Raw genomic sequence first — 17,804 nt, 5'->3', positions numbered from 1 at the left:
TGATAAAAACAAAAACGGACAAACATGCTCTGTTTGTCCGCCTTTTATATTCTATTCTTACTGCTCTTTTTTGAGATCAATCTGTTCTAAATCGACCTCATCTAACGGAATCAACTTAGTTTTATACTTAATCTTATAAAAGATAAAACAGAATAAAAACAACGGAATACTCATATAAGTCATTAAAATCGCCTGTAAATCAAATTTAGCAAACGAACCTAAATCCTGGCCGATAATAACAAAGATACATAAAATCAATGCTAACAATGGTCCAAACGGGAACCATTTAGCTTTGTACTTCAATGCGCTTAGTTGGTGACCTTGCTTAATATAAGCTCGTCTAAACCGGAAATGCGATACCGCGATACCAACCCAGGCGATAAAGCCGGTCAAACCACTGGCAGCCACTAAATATAAATAAACTTGTGGCCCTAAAATAGAGCTCAGTAACGCTAAGGCTCCAATCACGGCTGTGAAAATAAGGGCATTCATCGGAATACCACGTTTATTCACTTTTCCCATTGCCTTTGGTGCTTGGCCTGATTGACCCATTGCCATCAGCATCCGTGTACTGGCATACATGCCGGAGTTTCCTGCCGATAGTACCGATGTTAAAATAATCGCATTCATCACTCCAGCCGCTATCGCTAAGCCGGCATTTTTAAACACGAGCGTAAATGGACTCATTGCAATGTTCGTTTCACTACCACCTAATAAGTCAGGACTCGTGTACGGAATAATTGCAGCGATTATCGCAATCGCCAAAATATAAAACAGTAAGATACGCCAAAAAATCGTTTTAATCGCTTTCGGAATACTTTTTTCAGGCGTTTCTGACTCACCTGCTGTAATCCCAATTAACTCTGTTCCTTGAAACGAAAAACCGGCGATGACGAACATCGCTAAAATAGCTGGCATACCACCAACAAATGGCGCTTCTTTATGTGTGAAATTCGAGAGACCGTAATAATGACCGCCTAAAATACCAAAAATCGTTAATAACCCAATAATGATAAAGGCAATGACCGTCACGACCTTAATGACTGAAAACCAGTATTCCGCCTCTCCAAACGCCTTAACTGTCATCGCATTCAGCAAAAAGATTACCACTAAGAAAAAGAGACTAAAAATCCAACCAGGTACATCTGGTAACCAATAGCCAATAATTAAAGCGGCCGTACTGACATCGACGGCTAACGTAATTGCCCAGTTGAACCAATAATTCCAACCCATGGCAAAACCAAAGGCCGGATCAACAAAACGGCTTGCGTATGTACTAAAAGATCCTGATACCGGTAAATAAGTCGCCATTTCACCTAAACTCGTCATTAAGAAAAACACCATGATACCAATGGCGATGTAAGCTAAAAGCGCCCCACCTGGCCCTGCTGTTGAAATGGCTGAACCACTGGCCACAAATAAGCCTGTACCGATACTACCACCAATCGCAATCATCGATAAATGACGCGTTTTTAGTTGCCGTTTCACACTCGGTTGTGTTTCTTGTTCATTCTTGCCTGTCACTTACTCCACCTTACTTTCTTTATCCTATTATAAAACGTAACGTAATGAAGCTAATAGTATCCCTAAAACATAAGACATCCCGATGTAATAAATAAAAGTAAACACTTCTTTTTTCTTTAATAATTGCACGCCTTCAACCGCAAAGGTTGAGAAGGTCGTCAAGCCACCTAAGAAACCAACTAACATCACTAAGCTGACTGTTTCCGAAGGTTTTGTGATGAGATATAATGCCATCATATATGAACCGACCATATTAACAAGGAAGGTTGCTAACGGAAAACTGCCCTTATAAAAAAGGTGCACAAGTCGAGAGACAAGATAGCGTAATAACGCTCCTGAGGCCGCCCCTATACCCACAAGTAAAAAACTCATACATTGCCCCCCTTCTTATTCAACGCGTGATGAACGAGCCAATACGCAAGGTTAATCACAATCATACTACCAATTAAACTCGCACCAATATATGTAAGCGCTAAGGCGACTTCACCTGCCTTATATAATTGCATAAATTCCATGCTAAAGGCCGAAAAAGTCGTAAAGGCACCGATAAAACCAGTTCCTATTCCAACAATGATAGCCTTCGGTAACTTCCATTTAAGACTCAGATATTCATTCACTATCACGAGCAAGAAACAGCCCAGTAAATTAACAATTAATGTACTAAACGGAAACACGTTTCCTTGTAGCATCAGACTGAGACTATAACGACTAATGCCACCTAAACCGCCAAAAACAAAGACCATTAAGTAGTTCATTCCATGCCTCCTTCCATTATTTTCAAAAGAAAAAGACAGTCAGATTAATATCCGACTGTCTTAAATTATGCGGCCAAGAGGACTTGAACCTCCACGCCCTAAACGGGCACCAGATCCTTAGTCTGACGCGTCTGCCAATTCCGCCATGGCCGCTGATTGTTTATGTTATTTTCAAAAATAGATAAACAACACTTGCAACACTTATATTACCGTATTACCGCACCAGTGTCAACAGCTTTTTTAAAAGTATTTTTGTTTTTTTTCAATAAAAAAAAACAGTGCAACTCTGCACTGTTTTATGACTGGGGTGGCAGGGATCGAACCTACGCATGATGGAATCAAAATCCATTGCCTTACCGCTTGGCTACACCCCATAAACTGGCGGTCTGGACGGGACTCGAACCCGCGACCTCCTGCGTGACAGGCAGGCATTCTAACCAGCTGAACTACCAGACCAATATAGGTGTTATCTCTTATTACGTCACTTTCTTTAAAAAACTGGCGGTCTGGACGGGACTCGAACCCGCGACCTCCTGCGTGACAGGCAGGCATTCTAACCAGCTGAACTACCAGACCAATGACCCGTACGGGATTCGAACCCGTGATACCGCCGTGAAAGGGCGGTGTCTTAACCGCTTGACCAACGGGCCTGATTGCGCTATGGAGAAAGAGGGATTTGAACCCTCGCGCCGCTTTCGCGACCTACACCCTTAGCAGGGGCGCCTCTTCAGCCACTTGAGTATTTCTCCTTAAAAGAAGTATTGCTCTCGACTACTCTTAGTATTATATAGACTTTAAGAGCTAGCGTCAACCATTTTTTTGAAACTATCTTAAAAAAAATAAAAAAAAGTTTCCCTTAATTAAAAGATTGTCTTTTGCCTAACATTTTGTGACCGTTCTTGCAATTGACCACGACACTGACCACAGCTGTATTTAGCGACATTGAAGCGACGACGACGTTGAAACAGCGCTTGACAGTTCACGCATTGATAACAGTAACGCCAGTCGGTTTCAATCGGCTGACAAAAACGTGAGCCTCCTACTTGTTTTAACAGTCGTTTAAAATCTTGATGCTTATGTTGGTAGCCTTTTCCTTGTAAATGTAAATGATAATGACATAATTCATGCTTGATGATTGTCTCAAAATAAGCTGCATCATAGGCTAACAAATAACGCTCGTTCATTTCAATATGATGTGTCGCTAGCAAATAGCGCCCCCCGGTTGTCCGTAACCGACGATTAAACGTGGCTTGATGAACAAAAGGGTATCCGAATACACGTTCGGACACCTCCTCGACCCAACTTTGTAATTCCTGATTGTTCATTTAAACGACCTTCACTTTTGCTGCCACCATTGACAACCCTACTTTATTTTTGACACTGTCGATCTTATCAACCCAAACAGTCACAATATCACCAACTGAGACGACTTTCATCGGATCTTTCACAAATTTAGTGGCTAACTTCGAAATGTGAACGAGACCATCTTGTTTGAGACCAATATCAACAAAGGCACCAAAATCTACAACATTGCGAACTGTGCCTTGTAATTCCATCCCGATTTTTAAGTCTTCGACAGTCAAAACATCTTGACGGAGCAACGGTGCGGCCATATCATCTCGCAAATCACGACTCGGAGCTTCCATTGCTTCAATTACATCTGCTAATGTGAGCATACCGACACCGGTTGCTTCACTCAAGTCTTCGAGTTTAATTGTTTTAATTTTTCCACGCAACAGCTCTGTACCCAAATCACTTGGTTTTAATTCCAATTGTTGTAAAATTAACTTAGCGACATCATACGTTTCTGGATGAATGGCAGTCGCGTCCAATTTATTTTTCCCTTCTGGAATACGTAAAAAGCCAATGCTTTGTTCATACGATTTCGCACCTAAGCGCGGCACTTTTTTTAACTCGGCGCGGCTGTTAAACGGACCATTTTCTTCACGATATAAGCGAATATTATGTGCCGTTGTTTTGTTGAGTCCTGAGACGTATTCTAACAACGCACTCGAAGCCGTATTGACATTAACACCCACTTGGTTAACCGCCGTCTCGACGACAAAAGTTAACGAATCACTCAGTTCTCTTTGCGAAACGTCATGCTGATATTGACCGACGCCAATCGATTTCGGATCGATTTTGACAAGCTCGGCGAGCGGATCTTGTAAGCGACGCCCAATCGAAATAGCTGAGCGTTTTTCAACTGTTAAATCCGGGAATTCTTCACGAGCCATTTCACTCGCTGAGTAAACACTAGCACCCGCTTCATTGACAATAATATACGATACATTTAAGTGCTTTTCTTTAATTAACGCCGCCGTAAACTGCTCCGATTCACGGGATGCCGTTCCATTACCAATTGCAATAATTTCAACGTCGTATTGGGCAATCAACTCAAGCATAATACGCTCTGCTTCTGCTCGTTTATTAACAGGCTTATGCGGATAAATGACCGCTGTCGTCACCGCTTGCCCATCTTTAGAAAGCACCGCTAATTTACAACCGGTACGATAAGCTGGATCAAGTGCCAATACTGTTTTATTTTTAAGTGGCGATTGTAATAATAATTTACGTAAGTTTTTCCCAAAGATGTCAATCGCATGTGTTTGCGCTTTTTCAGTCAAATCACTCCGAATGTCACGTTCGATTGCGGGTCCAATAAAACGTTTATAGGCTGCCGTAATCGCGTCATTTAAAAGCATGTCAGCAACTGTTGTTTTGTTATGTAGCAGTTGACGCGCTAAATAACGGTGTACCGCTTCAACATCCACTTCGAGTGTCACTTTTAAGACACCTTCTTTTTCACCACGGTTAACCGCCAACACGCGATGTGGCACAATTTTATTCGCTGCTTCACTGTAATCGTAATACATTGCGAATACTTCTTGTTCATCTTCAGCTTGTTTCTTTTTAACGGCTGTAATTCGCCCTTTTGTTAAGCTCAGATCCCGAATAAATGTTCGATAGGTCGGGTTATCACTAATGACCTCCGCAATAATCTCGACCACGCCTTCGATGACCGCCTCTCCGTCAGGTAATTCTTGTTCAAGCGACACGTACTTTTGGGCCTCAACGTCAATCGAGCCACTTTGTGGTAAGGCTAACGCCCATTTCGCTAACGGTTCGAGGCCTCGTTCTTTTGCAATTGTTGCCTTTGAGCGTTTCTTCACTTTAAAGGGACGATATAAATCTTCAACTACTTGTTGCTTCGTCGCTTGTTCAATTGCCTGTTGTAAACTCGGTGTTAACTTCTCTTGTTCGGCAATTGTACGAATGACATCTTCTTTGCGTTGCATTAATTTTGTTAAATACGTGTGACGGTCTTCAATCGCCCGTATTTGCACCTCATCCAATTCGCCGGTTGCTTCTTTACGATAACGAGCAATAAAAGGAACTGTGTTGCCATCTTCAAGTAAGGTTAAGGTCGTCTTTATTTGTTGTTTGTTTATATTTAATTCAGTTGTTAATTGTTGGATGATTAGTTCATTCATTCGATTACCCCTTTTAAGTGTGAGTCTGTTTGCAGTCGTAACTAACTTTAGTTTATCATAGTTTGTCTTTTAGACGCATTATTTATCATCAAACAAAAAAGACAACGTCACAGCAATTAAAGTGGCTTTGTCTTTTATGTTTGATCATGTTCATTCAATTCTAATAAGGCCGTTCGTAATTTTTTTATCGCGCCTCTTTGTAATCGTGAGACATGCATCTGTGACACTTGCATTTTTTCACCTGTTTCTTTTTGACTTAAATTATCAAAGAAAGTCAACTGTATTACCATTTGTTCCCGCTCATTTAAAACGGGCATTACCTTCGCTAAAATCATCCGTTCTTCGACGAGTTCATAGCCCTCGTCTTCATTTCCCACGACATCCAACAAACTCATTTGTGAGCCATCATTATCCGTTTCAAACGTATGATCAACCGATAACGCTTGATAGCTTTGCGTCATTTCCATCGCTTCCAGCACTTCTTCTTCTTCACAACCAATCGTCTGTGCTATTTCAATAATTGAAGGAGAACGTTGTAGCTCCGTTGTTAACTCTTCAACTGTATTTTTAATTTTAGGCCCTAATTCTTTTATCCGACGTGGCACATGAACACTCCATGTTTTATCTCGTAAATAGCGCTTTATTTCGCCAATAATTGTCGGAATCGCAAACGATTCAAATTTTCGATCAAATGTTGCATCAAATCGAGAAATTGCCCCTAATAATCCTAAATAACCAACTTGCACCAAATCATTATGGTAGGCAACCTTGCCCTTAGAATATTTTCGAGCGAGCGCTTCAACAAGACCTGCATAATGAAGTACCAATTCGGTTTTCGCCGCGTCATCATCGCTTTCTTGCACCCGCTGTATCCATTCATCCACCATTTCTTTTGTTGTTTCAGTTATTTTCCCTCTTTGCGCCATATGTTGTAGTCACCTACTCTTTGCCAAAGTATTTAATCATTTCGATTGAGAGTCCCTTATCTTCTTTTATTATAACATCATCTGTTAGTGATTTGATTAATAGGAGCCCCAAACCGCCAATTTCTAATGTATCGCTCGTCACATCTGTCGAATACGGGAGCGTTTCTTCTGGTAATGAGCCCTTCGCAAGTTTGCCATTATCTTTAACGAGCACACTTAAGTATTCCTCAAAAATAGTGAAACGAATATCAATCACGCCATCATCCGTACAGACGTAGCCATGTTTTACCGCATTGGTAATCGCCTCACTAATCACGATTTTCAAATCTTCAATTATATCAAAGTTAAATCCGCAACGATTAGCAACACTAGCGATTGCTAATCGCCCTAACGAAATATACTCTGATTTAGCTGGAATCTTCAGTTCTATAACCTCACCTTTTTTTATTGTCATCCACAATGCCATCCTTTTTCTGACGAATTATTGTCATTATATTATCCAGACCAGTAATCGAAAACAATCGAAATAACCGTTCAGATACCTCAGTAATAATGAGTTGACTTTTATTTGCAACCATCGCTTTATATGTGCCTACTAACACACCTAATCCTGTACTATCCATATAACTAACAGACCCAAAATCAACTGTTATCACCCCTTGAGTTATGGTGAAAAAACGGGCCAGTTCCGCTTCTAAATGCGGGGCAGTATTACCATCAATCTCACCGCTCAATGTGAAATAAACAGTGTTGTTAGCTTGTTGTTCACACTTAATTTGTAGTCCCATGCTCTCCCTCATTTCTTAACGCACACGTTTCAAGACGATTAATGTAAAATCATCATATAATTTAAAATCCTGTAAAGCCGCTAATGAATGATACACTTGATCAACAATCGCCTGAGCTGGCAGACAATGATATTTATTTATTAATCGTTTCAATTCAGACCGTTCAATGAAACCGTCAGCTACACGCGTTTCTGTCACGCCATCTGATAAAATAATGATGATATCGCCAATTTGTAACATTTGTTCATATTCACGATATACCTCTTCTTTTTGGATTCCTAAAATTAAACCTTTCGCATACAAATCTTGTGACTTACCGGTTTCTGCTTGATAAAAAAAACCAATTTCATGACCAGCTGAACTGTATTTAAAAGACCCATTCAACTTGTCATATACCCCTAAAAACATCGTCACAAACATATTTTCACTTAAGTGTTCCACGGTTACATCATTCAAATAACTCAATAATGAATTGACTGATTTAATCGTGTCTGGTGTATTAAGCATCGCATATTTAAGCATCGACATAATTAACGCCGCAGGCACTCCTTTTCCAATCACATCAGCTAAACAGACTGAAATCCCACCGTTGTTCTCGTTAAAATGATATAAATCACCACTAAGTTGATGCGCTGGCTGATGACAAATGCCGATTTCCAAGTAATCCGTTTGCGGCACCTTCGTTTCTAATAGTTTCCGCTGAATTTTACTTGCTTTTTTAATTTCAGTTTGTAGTTCCATTTGCTTTTCTTTTATCATTAAACTTTGTCTGAAATCCGTGCCATATGTAATCATTACTGTCATTAATATTTCTAAAGCCAACACCATACTGTTTGAAACTTTAGTAGATTGACTGAGCAGTGCCTTACGATGAATTGCTACCACTTCATCTGGCGATATACCATACGCTAATACTTCATCGCTCCATTTTTTGAGTTGGTATAAATTAGTTTCATCGCCACTTTCCAAATATAAGTTAAAAAAAATGCTGATACTGTTGCTCAAACTTTTGTTTCAGACTAATCACTCCCCTGTGGTTAACCACTTGATAACTGTTATTTCTAGGCCTTTTACCCCCGCTTCAACCGAAGCTATTGCAAATTCATCGAACCAACGTCGCATCCCAATCACATTTAAGCGACTATCAGATGAGTCCTCATTAATATTATTTTCTAATAAAAAATCGGTCATTTTCGCAATACCAGGGCCATTATCAACAGCCTTAATCGCAATCCCTCTGCGTGTTTCCTCAATAATAGCTTCGACTGATAAAATACCTGATTGTGCCACTGTATACATATTTTGGCATAGTTCACTAATAAAATTCACAATGTATGCTTGAGTTATAAAATCGAATCCTAATTTTATACATACCTTCTTAGTGTAGCGTCTGGCGTCAACGATATCCCACTCACTGTTTATTTCATAATTTTCTTTTATTCGCATTTTATCACCTATAATCAGTCAAGAGACTTATAATACTTACTCTTCTTAGTATAGACTATTTTTATAGGATAGACTCGTTTTGAAATTTATCAAAAAATCAGAAAGTAACTAAACTAAGGCTGATTTTCAAGCTATTATCGACGGCTTCCATCGTTTGTTTATCTAATACAGTAATTCGATCAGTAAGTCGTTGTTTATCAATCGTTCTAATCTGCTCTAGTAATACGACAGAATTTTTGTTCAAGCCCTTTTTAGTGGCTTTCACTTCCACATGTGTTAATAACTTTGCTTTTTGTATTTTTGCAGTTATCGCAGCGACAATTACAGTCGGACTGAACTTGTTACCAATATCATTTTGAATAATCAAAACAGGACGAATTCCACCTTGCTCCGATCCTTTGACAGGAGATAAGTCTGCATAATATATCTCACCTCGTTTTATCATTCTCCCACCCCTCCATCTGCCGAAGTTGGTCCTTCTCCACACGAACTCATCAAGCCTACGACTTTATTCAGTATAAACACGTGGTATGCGATCACTCAGTAAACAAATGATTTCATAATTGATTGTATCTGTATAATGAGCTACATCATCAGCCGTCAGCTGTTTCGTTTTATCTTGTCCAATTAGGGTCACCTTCGTTTGCAATGGATAGCGTTGCGGTAACCGAATCATACATTGATCCATACAAACACGTCCGACGATTTCACAGAATTGATCAGCGACAATCACTTGACTACCTGTTCGATCACGCAACCAACCGTCTGCATAACCAATCGGAATCGTCCCAATCCATTCACCCGGTGCTTTAACTGTATAAGTCGCACCGTAACCAATCGTTTCCCCACCCTCAACCCATTTAACATGAATTAATTGCGAATATAAGCTTAAGGCTGGTCGTAACTGATAGGGTAATGCCTCAACAATTTCGGGCGATGGTGATAAGCCGTACATACCAATACCTAAGCGGACACTTGACTGTTGCAACTGTGAATGGAGTAAGGCGGTTGCACTATTAGAGCAATGTACATAGAGAGGTCGTTCTTTTAGCACTGCTACCATTTCTTCAAACACCCTTAGTTGACGGTTAAAGTATACTTGGTTTAATTGATCTGCCGTCGCAAAATGAGTAAAGACTCCTTCAAGTTCGACAAACGTTTCTTGTCGAATCTGTTGTTCTAAGCTCGATAACTCTGTCGCGGTCCGCACTCCAATTCGGCCCATGCCGGAATCTATCACGAGGTGCGCTTTTAACGGCTTCTCAGCGCTGATAAACGGCACGAGTTTCTGCCAGTACTCAGCACTTGTTATCGGCACACTAATGTCCTTCAACTGAGCAAGTGCCACATCTTCTGCTCTAATTGGAGCCAATACTAAGATAGGAACTGTAATTCGGGCAGCTCTTAGTGATAATGCCTCATCTAGAACTGCCACACATAAACCTTTCGCACCTGCCTTGATTGCTGTACGGGCTACTTCAACTGCACCATGACCATAGCCATTAGCTTTCACGACTGCAAAGATAACGGTTCCTGGCGGCAATTGTTTTTGTTGCTGTTTAATGTTGTAACAAATATTTGTTGTGTTAATTTCAAGCCAAGTGTTACGGTGTAATGCTGGTTCCATCTATTAGTCCCTCTCTTCTAAAATAACTTGTGCCATCGCTACTGTGTCGGTATGCGTAATCGAAACAAACGCTTTCAATTCAAAGGGATGAGTTACAATTGGTTTGCCATTCATTGTGTTTAATATTTCGATATCTTGAAAGGAGCATTCCGGCCCAATCCCTGTGCCATACGCTTTTGAAAAAGCCTCTTTAGCAGCAAAACGGCCCGCGACAAATTCAATCGCACGTGTTTGTTTTAATTGACGATAGGCCGACGTTTCAGCAGCGGTTAAAATTCGATTAAGAAAACGGTCATTTTTTTTGTAATAAGGTTGCTATTCTATTTAAATCAACTGTATCTATTCCAATTCCAAAAATCATCTCATACCTTCTTTTCTACATAATATACACTTATTCTAACATAGCTCGTTACGATTAAACGACTGATTTAGCACATCTGTTAGGATTTACGGCGAAACCAAAAATAGATTTTTTCAGCATCTGTATTTTTTAAATAGTTTAGTCGTAGCTGATACGCCCCTTGTTCCGCCAAAGTTATCGTCAGATGAGATAGACCTGATTGCTTCATCCAAACCGATTGACGATGCACCAAAGATTGCACTCGCTTTTTTTCGGTATAAACCACTTCAACACCCCACAAACGAATCATCTGAAATACAAGTACGTGCTCCGCTAGATTATAACCACTATGTTTCTGCTCAATCCGACATTTCACCCCAAGAACAACTGGAATAATTAAGAGATACACAGCATATTTAAATGAAATAACAAACATCACAGCCATAATCGGGATAATTATCCAGACAACCCTCGTCAAAAACAACCGCAAAGAAGCCTTTGGAGCAAGCCCTTTTTCTACTATTGGAAAGATATTATTAGGCGCTATCTTTTCAAAAAAAAACACTTAGCTCGTCTTTTTTTATTAAAGGCATGATTAAATTGCTACTTTCGGTGTCGTCACCTGCTTGTATAACTCTGATGCTCGTATAACCTAACAAGTGCATTAGCCAATTATGTTTTAAAGTGTACGCTTGTATTTTTGCATGATTAATCGTGGTCCGATGACGTTGAAACAAACCTCGTTCAATGACAAAATAATCCGCGAACCCTGACACGATAAAGTGGTAATGACGGATTAACTTCATTAGTATCCCTAGTAGTGTGCTGATGATAAATGCCCCCATCACAACGATAACAATCACAAAAAAACCGAGAGAAATAATTTTTGAAACCGACGCCTCCAATTGATGACTATCATAATATTCACTTACTTGTGTGATAAAACTGAGCAACACAAACATACCGACATAGGTTTTTAGCGATAAAACCGCTTCCAAGACGGTATGATACACCGATAATTCAACTGTCCACTTCGCCTGTTCGATAACCGAATTCCCTTCCGTTTCATCGTTGACATCAATCACGCCAAAATTGTTCGTTCGTCGTTGCTTTATCTCAACTGCTTCCGTGACTTTAATTGCATGCAACGTCAGTGTTTTTTCGGTTCCTGCTACATGAATTTGAACTTCACAGACCTTAAACGGACGATAAAAAAACCATTGTTTATCATCAATTGCTTGCATTCGTTCATAAGGCATGAAGATATGTTCTTTAAAAAAAAATCCCTTCATAATAGCCTACCCCATCTTCATTGATATAAAAACGCCTAAAAAAATACTGGAGTAGTTGACACACTAAAACACTAAATAATACAAGCACAACATACAAACGCCAATTTGTCCAACTCAATTTCCCTTCAAACATACTATAGACGCCCATAAAAAGCATCGGAAACCAAAAATCTTTACAGTATTTCACTATAATCATTACAAGTTGAATCGGGTGTTCCCTTCTTGATGCCTTAACTTCATTAGACATCTTCTGTCGCCACCTTTACACGTTCAATAATTTTCGCCTGTAAATGAGTCGCACTCTCCTCAGCTAAACCAGGTATTATATGCGTCGAGGCTGCTGTATAAATATGCACTTCTTTCAATTGTTGCTTTCGTAATAGTGGTCCTTGATTTGTTTCAACATGTTGGATACGAATCATCGGAATCAGTTCCTCACTTCTAAATATAACACCTGTCACAATTTCAATTTCTTCATCATAAATACTATAACTAAAGCGCGCCCACCGCCACTTATTAATAAACATTTCTTTGACAAATAATTGATAGATAATGAGGACTACACCAATTAAACTAAAGAGCCAACTCCAGTGGAAGAACATTGCTAACATTAAATATAGACCTGTCAATCCGATAATAACCGAACTGTTAATATAAGTGACTTGACGCCACACCTTACGAATCGTTAGTGGTAATTTTTGTTGTTGCATAACACACCTACCTTTCTTTCAGTGTAATGGAGGTCTGCTTATTTCACAACTATCTTAGTCAAAAAAAAAAGAAAACCAACGAATTGGTTTTCTTGATTGTGCTTATTTTTTGAATGAGCTACGTTCACCTGAACTGCGACGAGATCCGCCACCGTTACCGCCGGCTGGACGTTCACGACGAGCGCCACCATCTTTAGAACGTTCACCTGAACTGCGACGATTACCGCCACCGTTACCTTTGTAACCGCCTTTACTGCCACCGCCACTGCTGCGTTTACCTTTGTAACCGCCGCCGCTGCCGCCACGTCCGCCACCACGGTTAGGTAATGGACGTTCTTCAGTAATATGTACTGGTGTTTGATCTGGTGTTTTAGTTACTAATGCTAACATCGCTGCTACAGCATCTTCTGCTGACACGTTTTCTAATAAATCACGAGCAGATGCAACAAAGTTTTCTAATTTACCTTCACGCACTTTTTCCATTACTGTTTCAACTGATTGTGTTAATTGGCTTGTGAATGCTTCATCTTCACTTGGTGGAGCAAGAGGTGTCATACGTTTTTTAGTTGTTTGTTCAACAATACGTAAGTAGCCTAATTCACGAGGAGAGACGAAAGTTACAGCCATACCTTCTTTACCTGCACGACCTGTACGGCCGATACGGTGAACATATGATTCTGGGTCTTGCGGAATATCAAAGTTATAAACGTGAGTAACGTTAGAAATATCTAATCCACGAGCTGCTACATCGGTTGCAACTAAGATATCGATTTTTCCTTCTTTAAACTTACGTAAAACACTTAAACGTTTCGCTTGTGTTAAATCACCATGAATACCTTCAGCGTTAAAGCCACGCATGTCTAATGCACGAGAAACTTCATCAACACGACGTTTTGTACGACCAAAGATGATTGATAATTTCGGAGCTTGTACATCTAAGAGGCGTACTAATGCTTCGAATTTTTCTTTTTCTTGAACTTTCACGTAAAATTGTTCAATTAATAAAGCAGTCATCTCTTTAGCTGCAACACGAACAATTTCTGGCGATTGCATGTAACGTTCCGCAATACGACGAATCGGATCAGGCATTGTTGCTGAGAAAAGTAATGTTTGACGTTCTTTTGGAATTTCACTTAAGATTGTTTCGATATCATCAATGAATCCCATGTTTAACATTTCATCTGCTTCATCCATTACAACAGTTTCAACGTTTTGTAATTTCAATGTTTTACGACGAATATGGTCTAACACACGTCCCGGTGTACCAACAACGATTTGTGGGTTTTTTTTCAATGAACGGATTTGACGACCAATGTCGCTACCACCGTAAACAGATAAAACGCGTGCACGTTTGTCATAGCTTAATTTGTAAAGTTCTTCTGCAACTTGAATCGCTAATTCACGAGTAGGTGCAATAATGATTGCTTGCACGCTGTCGTTTTTAGGATCGATTTTTTGGATAAGTGGTAAACCAAAGGCAGCAGTTTTACCTGTACCTGTTTGTGCTTGTCCAATTAAATCTTTACCTGCAATTGCAAGTGGGATTGTTTTCGCTTGAATTGGTGTTGCTTCTTCAAACCCCATGCGTTCTACTGATTTTAATACGTTTTCATCTAAACCTAGTTCTGAAAATTTAGTCAATATCTTCTTCTCCTTTGTGAAACAAAATTGGTGTTTAACCATCTATTCAGGAGAGCTTCTGTATGATCTCTTCTACAATTGTCACTGTTTTTTTACAGTCTTAGTTTTATCCATAATAAAAGCCTGGTCTAGTATTGCGTACCAAGCAAGTGTGTCTCACAGTAACTACTTATAAACTAATATTCACTCAAAAAGCCCTCGCCTTAATTAGCTCGGCTTACTAATCTAGTTTAATAATAACACGTACAGTTTAATATTTCAAATAGTTTCGTTCATTTTTTGACACATTCGTTATTTTCTTTCATTAATTTACAGCTTCAAAATGAAAGAAAACACACTGTTTTCACAGTGTGTCGCAAGTGTAGCAAAAGTCCCAAAAGAGCACTTTTTTAATTTAAAAATAAGCGAAGCCATTGTGACAACAACATTCACTTAATTAGATGATGCCTCATCAGTTAGCTTAGCGACCACTTGATTCAACTTCATCGAATTAGACCCTTTAAACAGCAGGAGCTCATCACCAACGAGCGAGTCCTGTAAGGCAGCTGTTAATTTTGTTAAATCAGTAAAATAATGTACTTTTTCTGGAGATAAGAGTGATTTAGCAGCCTCACTAAAGTACGACATGTATGGTCCATAGGCAAATACCTCATCAATAGCGGGTGTTAGTGAATCGGCAATACCTGCATGTAACATCGGCGCTTGAGCACCCAATTCTAGCATATCAGCCACAACAACAACTTTGCGACGATCTGATTGTATTTGTGCAAATGTTTCAAGCACTGCTTTCAATGCCGTTGGACTTGAATTGTAAACATCACTTAAAATTTTAATACCTTTTGTACCATCTATCCATTCGAGTCGGTCAGCTGTTCGATCGACAATTGCTAATCCCGCTTTAATCTCATCAGCAGCTACATCTAAACGACGAGCGGCCAAAATGACTGCCAAGGCGTTATAAACGTTATGCACACCAACAATTGGCACGTGAAATTCTGTATTAGCTGTTAACGATGTTTTAAATTCAGTTGCCGTCATTAAGGCTGTTATTGCAGTTGGATAGATAGCATTATTTTCAGATACACCAAAATGTTGACGCTCAAATGGCGTGTTTCCCATGAGACGCTCTGTTAGTAATGGATCATCTGGATAAATAAGCACCCCTTCAGCAGTTAATCCCTCGGCAATTTCAAGTTTAGCATCAGCAATACCACCACGCGATTTTAAAAATTCGAGGTGGGCTTCGCCGATGTTCGTTATAATCGCAATATCAGGCTGGGCGATTTTAGTTAACACTGCAATTTCACCCGCATGATTCATGCCCATTTCAAGCACCAACACTTCTGTCGTATACGGCATATTCAAAATCGTAAACGGCACACCAATATGGTTATTATAGTTCCCTTGTGTTTTATGCACACGATAGGTCGTTGCCAATACGTTCGCCAACATGTCCTTGGTTGTTGTCTTACCATTACTACCCGTAATACCAATCACCTTCGGATTCACCTGTTGCAAATAGACTGAGGCTAACGTTTGTAATGCAACCAACGTATCTTCGACTAAAATGATTGGCAATCCCTCGGGCTTATTAGCCTCTGAATCGACCTGCCATAAGGCTGCCACAGCTCCTTTTTGATAAGCATCCACGACAAAAGCATGACCATCGCGCTCACCTACAAATGGAATAAATAAGTTGCCACGGCTAATTTTACGTGTATCAAACGATATCCCTTTAACCTCAGTTGCCTGGTCACCTTCAATTGTTCCGTTAACCCACTGTGCAATTGTTTCTAATGTTTCTTTAATCATGTTAGTATACTCCCTTAATATAGTCTTACTGTCCTTTTCAAATGAAATACGCGATAACATACGTGATAATAACCCAAGCTAGTGTAAACAAGACCACGGTCACTTCACGATTACGCGAAAATTTCCCCCATACCATCCGTACAATCAGATAAAGGATAAAAAAAGCCCAAAGTGCATTAATCATTATATCTGGAACAAACGGTAAAGTGCTAAAGTAAATACCAAAGCTCGTTATTAACATGACGAAGATTAAAACAATCAAATCAATCATCATCACTCGCCCCTTTTATTAATTTTTAGGATCAACTAAATGTGCGAACTTCACTAGTTTCTCGATCATTTCAACATCATTTTCTTTGACCATTTGTTTTAATTCACGTGCCTCGCGATCCGTTACGATACTTATAGCAGCACCTGGTTCGCCCATTCGGCCAGTACGACCACTACGGTGAACATATTGTGTTAAACTTTTTGGTAAATCGAATTGAATAATCGCAGGCAGATTGGGCAAATCAATCCCACGTGCGGCAACATCTGTTGCTAATAATAAAGCTGTCTCACCTTTTTTGAAATCTCGGATTGATTCTTGACGTTGAATTTTAGAAAGATCACTGTGTAAAGCTGAGATTTTCAATCCATCAAAGTTCAATTTTTCATAAATCGTATTGAGTCGTCCAATCGTATTGACAAAAACAATTGCTTTCATGCCCTCAATTTGAGCAAGGCGATATAATGTTTTCACTTTATCTCGTGGGTTTGACTGAATATAAACATGCGTAATCGAATCAGGCATCTTCGCATCACCTGCCACAACTTCCACTTGCTCAACGCTTTCAACGTTGGCAAAAAATTCATCTAACCGATCTGATGTCGTCGCTGAAAACAGACTGATTTGACGATCACGATTGGCTGACTGACAGATAAAGACTGTTGTTGCTTCGTGTTCTTCAGTTAATAAAACATCGGCTTCATCAATTGTAATATAGTTGATTTCATGCATTTTTAATTTCTTTTGCTTGATTAATTCGGCCACACGACCTGGTGTCCCTACAAGCACATTCGGCTTTTTCTTTAATTTTTCGAGCTGACGTTTAATATTGGCTCCGCCGCCCAGTGTTGTCATCGTTTGTCCCGTTAATAAAAACGGACGGATTACATCTGCAATTTGAACGACAAGTTCTTGTGATGGTGCTAGTATGAGCCATTGACTCTTTTTCTCAGTTGTAATTCGTTCAAGATGCCCTAATGCAAATGCAAGTGTTTTACCAGTGCCCGTTGGTGCTTGGCCAACGACATCTTTACCTGACATTAGTGGCTCATAACTTTGTTGTTGAATGGGTGTTGCTTCACTATATCCTAATTCTACCCATTTATCTTGCCATTCTTTCGGCCAATTTGATTGATTCATTTAAAAATAACAACCTTTCTTTGCTCAATTCTTCTCTTTTA

The 17,804-nt window shown here is 39.6% G+C and carries 21 protein-coding genes and 6 tRNA genes; all 27 read right to left on the bottom strand.

The features are described from left to right. Positions 1 to 57: 57 nt before the first annotated feature. The 27 genes from BCAMP_RS05275 to BCAMP_RS05150 all read right to left on the bottom strand — a co-directional run bounded on the left by BCAMP_RS05275 (position 58) and on the right by BCAMP_RS05150 (position 17,763). Positions 58 to 1,455 carry an amino acid permease gene (locus tag BCAMP_RS05275; protein ID WP_051456907.1) on the bottom strand — a complete coding sequence of 466 codons (1,398 nt, stop codon included), beginning with the start codon at positions 1,453 to 1,455 and terminating at the stop codon, positions 58 to 60. A gap of 96 nt (positions 1,456 to 1,551) precedes the next feature. Beyond that, entirely contained in the window at positions 1,552 to 1,896 is a 345-nt protein-coding gene (locus BCAMP_RS05270; RefSeq protein WP_035314261.1) for a fluoride efflux transporter FluC, read from the bottom strand. Further along, positions 1,893 to 2,279, bottom strand: coding sequence for a fluoride efflux transporter FluC (locus BCAMP_RS05265; RefSeq protein ID WP_035314260.1), 387 nt, complete (start codon positions 2,277 to 2,279; stop codon positions 1,893 to 1,895). The genes BCAMP_RS05270 and BCAMP_RS05265 overlap by 4 nt, the downstream gene beginning before the upstream one ends. A 68-nt stretch (positions 2,280 to 2,347) precedes the next feature. After that, positions 2,348 to 2,432 (bottom strand) — tRNA-Leu (locus BCAMP_RS05260). A 149-nt stretch (positions 2,433 to 2,581) separates the two neighbouring features. Further along, positions 2,582 to 2,653: transfer RNA gene (locus BCAMP_RS05255), tRNA-Gln, on the bottom strand. A gap of 5 nt (positions 2,654 to 2,658) precedes the next feature. Next, positions 2,659 to 2,735, bottom strand: a tRNA-Asp gene (locus BCAMP_RS05250). A gap of 43 nt (positions 2,736 to 2,778) precedes the next feature. Then, positions 2,779 to 2,855: transfer RNA gene (locus BCAMP_RS05245), tRNA-Asp, on the bottom strand. A 2-nt stretch (positions 2,856 to 2,857) separates the two neighbouring features. Further along, positions 2,858 to 2,929: transfer RNA gene (locus BCAMP_RS05240), tRNA-Glu, on the bottom strand. A gap of 11 nt (positions 2,930 to 2,940) precedes the next feature. Next, positions 2,941 to 3,028, bottom strand: a tRNA-Ser gene (locus BCAMP_RS05235). Between the two features lie 111 nt (positions 3,029 to 3,139). Then, entirely contained in the window at positions 3,140 to 3,604 is a 465-nt protein-coding gene (locus BCAMP_RS05230; RefSeq protein ID WP_035314259.1) for a SprT family protein, read from the bottom strand. Continuing rightward, positions 3,605 to 5,773, bottom strand: coding sequence for a Tex family protein (locus BCAMP_RS05225; RefSeq protein WP_035314258.1), 2,169 nt, complete (start codon positions 5,771 to 5,773; stop codon positions 3,605 to 3,607). A 134-nt stretch (positions 5,774 to 5,907) separates the two neighbouring features. Next, complete coding sequence (gene sigB, locus BCAMP_RS05220) at positions 5,908 to 6,699, bottom strand: RNA polymerase sigma factor SigB (protein WP_035314257.1); 792 nt, start codon at positions 6,697 to 6,699, stop codon at positions 5,908 to 5,910. A 13-nt stretch (positions 6,700 to 6,712) separates the two neighbouring features. Then, positions 6,713 to 7,153 carry an anti-sigma B factor RsbW gene (gene rsbW / locus BCAMP_RS05215; protein WP_198015716.1) on the bottom strand — a complete coding sequence of 147 codons (441 nt, stop codon included), beginning with the start codon at positions 7,151 to 7,153 and terminating at the stop codon, positions 6,713 to 6,715. After that, positions 7,134 to 7,487 carry an anti-sigma factor antagonist gene (locus tag BCAMP_RS05210; protein ID WP_035314256.1) on the bottom strand — a complete coding sequence of 118 codons (354 nt, stop codon included), beginning with the start codon at positions 7,485 to 7,487 and terminating at the stop codon, positions 7,134 to 7,136. Before BCAMP_RS05210 ends, rsbW begins: the two co-directional genes overlap by 20 nt. A gap of 15 nt (positions 7,488 to 7,502) precedes the next feature. Continuing rightward, the gene (locus BCAMP_RS05205; protein WP_035314255.1) at positions 7,503 to 8,492 is read right to left on the bottom strand and encodes a PP2C family protein-serine/threonine phosphatase; all 990 of its coding nucleotides are present in this window, start codon (positions 8,490 to 8,492) and stop codon (positions 7,503 to 7,505) included. 18 nt (positions 8,493 to 8,510) lie between these two features. Beyond that, the gene (locus BCAMP_RS05200; RefSeq protein WP_156921148.1) at positions 8,511 to 8,786 is read right to left on the bottom strand and encodes an ATP-binding protein; all 276 of its coding nucleotides are present in this window, start codon (positions 8,784 to 8,786) and stop codon (positions 8,511 to 8,513) included. A gap of 244 nt (positions 8,787 to 9,030) precedes the next feature. After that, the gene (locus BCAMP_RS05195; protein WP_035314253.1) at positions 9,031 to 9,378 is read right to left on the bottom strand and encodes a type II toxin-antitoxin system PemK/MazF family toxin; all 348 of its coding nucleotides are present in this window, start codon (positions 9,376 to 9,378) and stop codon (positions 9,031 to 9,033) included. Between the two features lie 63 nt (positions 9,379 to 9,441). Beyond that, entirely contained in the window at positions 9,442 to 10,560 is a 1,119-nt protein-coding gene (gene alr / locus BCAMP_RS05190) for an alanine racemase (RefSeq protein ID WP_035314251.1), read from the bottom strand. A gap of 3 nt (positions 10,561 to 10,563) precedes the next feature. After that, positions 10,564 to 10,836, bottom strand: coding sequence for a holo-ACP synthase (acpS, locus tag BCAMP_RS13045; protein WP_332248512.1), 273 nt, complete (start codon positions 10,834 to 10,836; stop codon positions 10,564 to 10,566). 164 nt (positions 10,837 to 11,000) lie between these two features. Then, entirely contained in the window at positions 11,001 to 11,465 is a 465-nt protein-coding gene (locus tag BCAMP_RS05185) for a PH domain-containing protein (protein ID WP_035314249.1), read from the bottom strand. After that, the gene (locus BCAMP_RS05180; protein ID WP_035314248.1) at positions 11,452 to 12,192 is read right to left on the bottom strand and encodes a PH domain-containing protein; all 741 of its coding nucleotides are present in this window, start codon (positions 12,190 to 12,192) and stop codon (positions 11,452 to 11,454) included. Before BCAMP_RS05180 ends, BCAMP_RS05185 begins: the two co-directional genes overlap by 14 nt. After that, positions 12,173 to 12,439, bottom strand: coding sequence for a hypothetical protein (locus BCAMP_RS05175; protein ID WP_035314246.1), 267 nt, complete (start codon positions 12,437 to 12,439; stop codon positions 12,173 to 12,175). Before BCAMP_RS05175 ends, BCAMP_RS05180 begins: the two co-directional genes overlap by 20 nt. After that, positions 12,432 to 12,902: a PH domain-containing protein gene (locus BCAMP_RS05170; RefSeq protein ID WP_035314244.1), complete on the bottom strand. Its 471-nt coding sequence runs from the start codon at positions 12,900 to 12,902 to the stop codon at positions 12,432 to 12,434. Before BCAMP_RS05170 ends, BCAMP_RS05175 begins: the two co-directional genes overlap by 8 nt. Positions 12,903 to 13,004: 102 nt before the next feature. Beyond that, entirely contained in the window at positions 13,005 to 14,543 is a 1,539-nt protein-coding gene (locus BCAMP_RS05165; protein ID WP_035314242.1) for a DEAD/DEAH box helicase, read from the bottom strand. Positions 14,544 to 14,975: 432 nt separating this feature from the next. Next, positions 14,976 to 16,355, bottom strand: coding sequence for a UDP-N-acetylmuramoyl-tripeptide--D-alanyl-D-alanine ligase (locus tag BCAMP_RS05160; RefSeq protein ID WP_035314240.1), 1,380 nt, complete (start codon positions 16,353 to 16,355; stop codon positions 14,976 to 14,978). A 37-nt stretch (positions 16,356 to 16,392) separates the two neighbouring features. Beyond that, positions 16,393 to 16,629, bottom strand: a complete 237-nt coding sequence (locus tag BCAMP_RS05155; protein ID WP_035314238.1) for a hypothetical protein — start codon at positions 16,627 to 16,629, stop codon at positions 16,393 to 16,395. A gap of 15 nt (positions 16,630 to 16,644) precedes the next feature. Further along, positions 16,645 to 17,763: a DEAD/DEAH box helicase gene (locus BCAMP_RS05150; protein WP_035314236.1), complete on the bottom strand. Its 1,119-nt coding sequence runs from the start codon at positions 17,761 to 17,763 to the stop codon at positions 16,645 to 16,647. Positions 17,764 to 17,804 lie beyond the last annotated feature (41 nt).

The organism is Brochothrix campestris FSL F6-1037 (assembly GCF_000525915.1).
In the GTDB taxonomy this organism is placed as follows: Bacteria; Bacillota; Bacilli; order Lactobacillales; family Listeriaceae; genus Brochothrix; species Brochothrix campestris.
The sequence above is the reverse complement of the archived record's forward strand: the minus strand, read 5'-3'. Positions and strand labels throughout refer to the sequence as shown.

Coding starts and splice junctions, on each gene's coding strand:
- BCAMP_RS05210 (WP_035314256.1), bottom strand. CDS start 7,487: ATGGGACTACAAATTAAGTGTGAACAACAAGCTAACAACACTGTTTAT.
- BCAMP_RS05180 (WP_035314248.1), bottom strand. CDS start 12,192: ATGAAGGGATTTTTTTTTAAAGAACATATCTTCATGCCTTATGAACGA.
- BCAMP_RS05170 (WP_035314244.1), bottom strand. CDS start 12,902: ATGCAACAACAAAAATTACCACTAACGATTCGTAAGGTGTGGCGTCAA.
- BCAMP_RS05160 (WP_035314240.1), bottom strand. CDS start 16,355: ATGATTAAAGAAACATTAGAAACAATTGCACAGTGGGTTAACGGAACA.
- rsbW (WP_198015716.1), bottom strand. CDS start 7,153: ATGACAATAAAAAAAGGTGAGGTTATAGAACTGAAGATTCCAGCTAAA.
- BCAMP_RS05195 (WP_035314253.1), bottom strand. CDS start 9,378: ATGATAAAACGAGGTGAGATATATTATGCAGACTTATCTCCTGTCAAA.
- BCAMP_RS05225 (WP_035314258.1), bottom strand. CDS start 5,773: ATGAATGAACTAATCATCCAACAATTAACAACTGAATTAAATATAAAC.
- BCAMP_RS05265 (WP_035314260.1), bottom strand. CDS start 2,279: ATGAACTACTTAATGGTCTTTGTTTTTGGCGGTTTAGGTGGCATTAGT.
- BCAMP_RS05270 (WP_035314261.1), bottom strand. CDS start 1,896: ATGAGTTTTTTACTTGTGGGTATAGGGGCGGCCTCAGGAGCGTTATTA.
- BCAMP_RS05150 (WP_035314236.1), bottom strand. CDS start 17,763: ATGAATCAATCAAATTGGCCGAAAGAATGGCAAGATAAATGGGTAGAA.
- BCAMP_RS05175 (WP_035314246.1), bottom strand. CDS start 12,439: ATGTCTAATGAAGTTAAGGCATCAAGAAGGGAACACCCGATTCAACTT.
- BCAMP_RS05200 (WP_156921148.1), bottom strand. CDS start 8,786: ATGTATACAGTGGCACAATCAGGTATTTTATCAGTCGAAGCTATTATT.
- alr (WP_035314251.1), bottom strand. CDS start 10,560: ATGGAACCAGCATTACACCGTAACACTTGGCTTGAAATTAACACAACA.
- BCAMP_RS05275 (WP_051456907.1), bottom strand. CDS start 1,455: ATGATTGCGATTGGTGGTAGTATCGGTACAGGCTTATTTGTGGCCAGT.
- BCAMP_RS05230 (WP_035314259.1), bottom strand. CDS start 3,604: ATGAACAATCAGGAATTACAAAGTTGGGTCGAGGAGGTGTCCGAACGT.
- BCAMP_RS05155 (WP_035314238.1), bottom strand. CDS start 16,629: ATGATGATTGATTTGATTGTTTTAATCTTCGTCATGTTAATAACGAGC.
- sigB (WP_035314257.1), bottom strand. CDS start 6,699: ATGGCGCAAAGAGGGAAAATAACTGAAACAACAAAAGAAATGGTGGAT.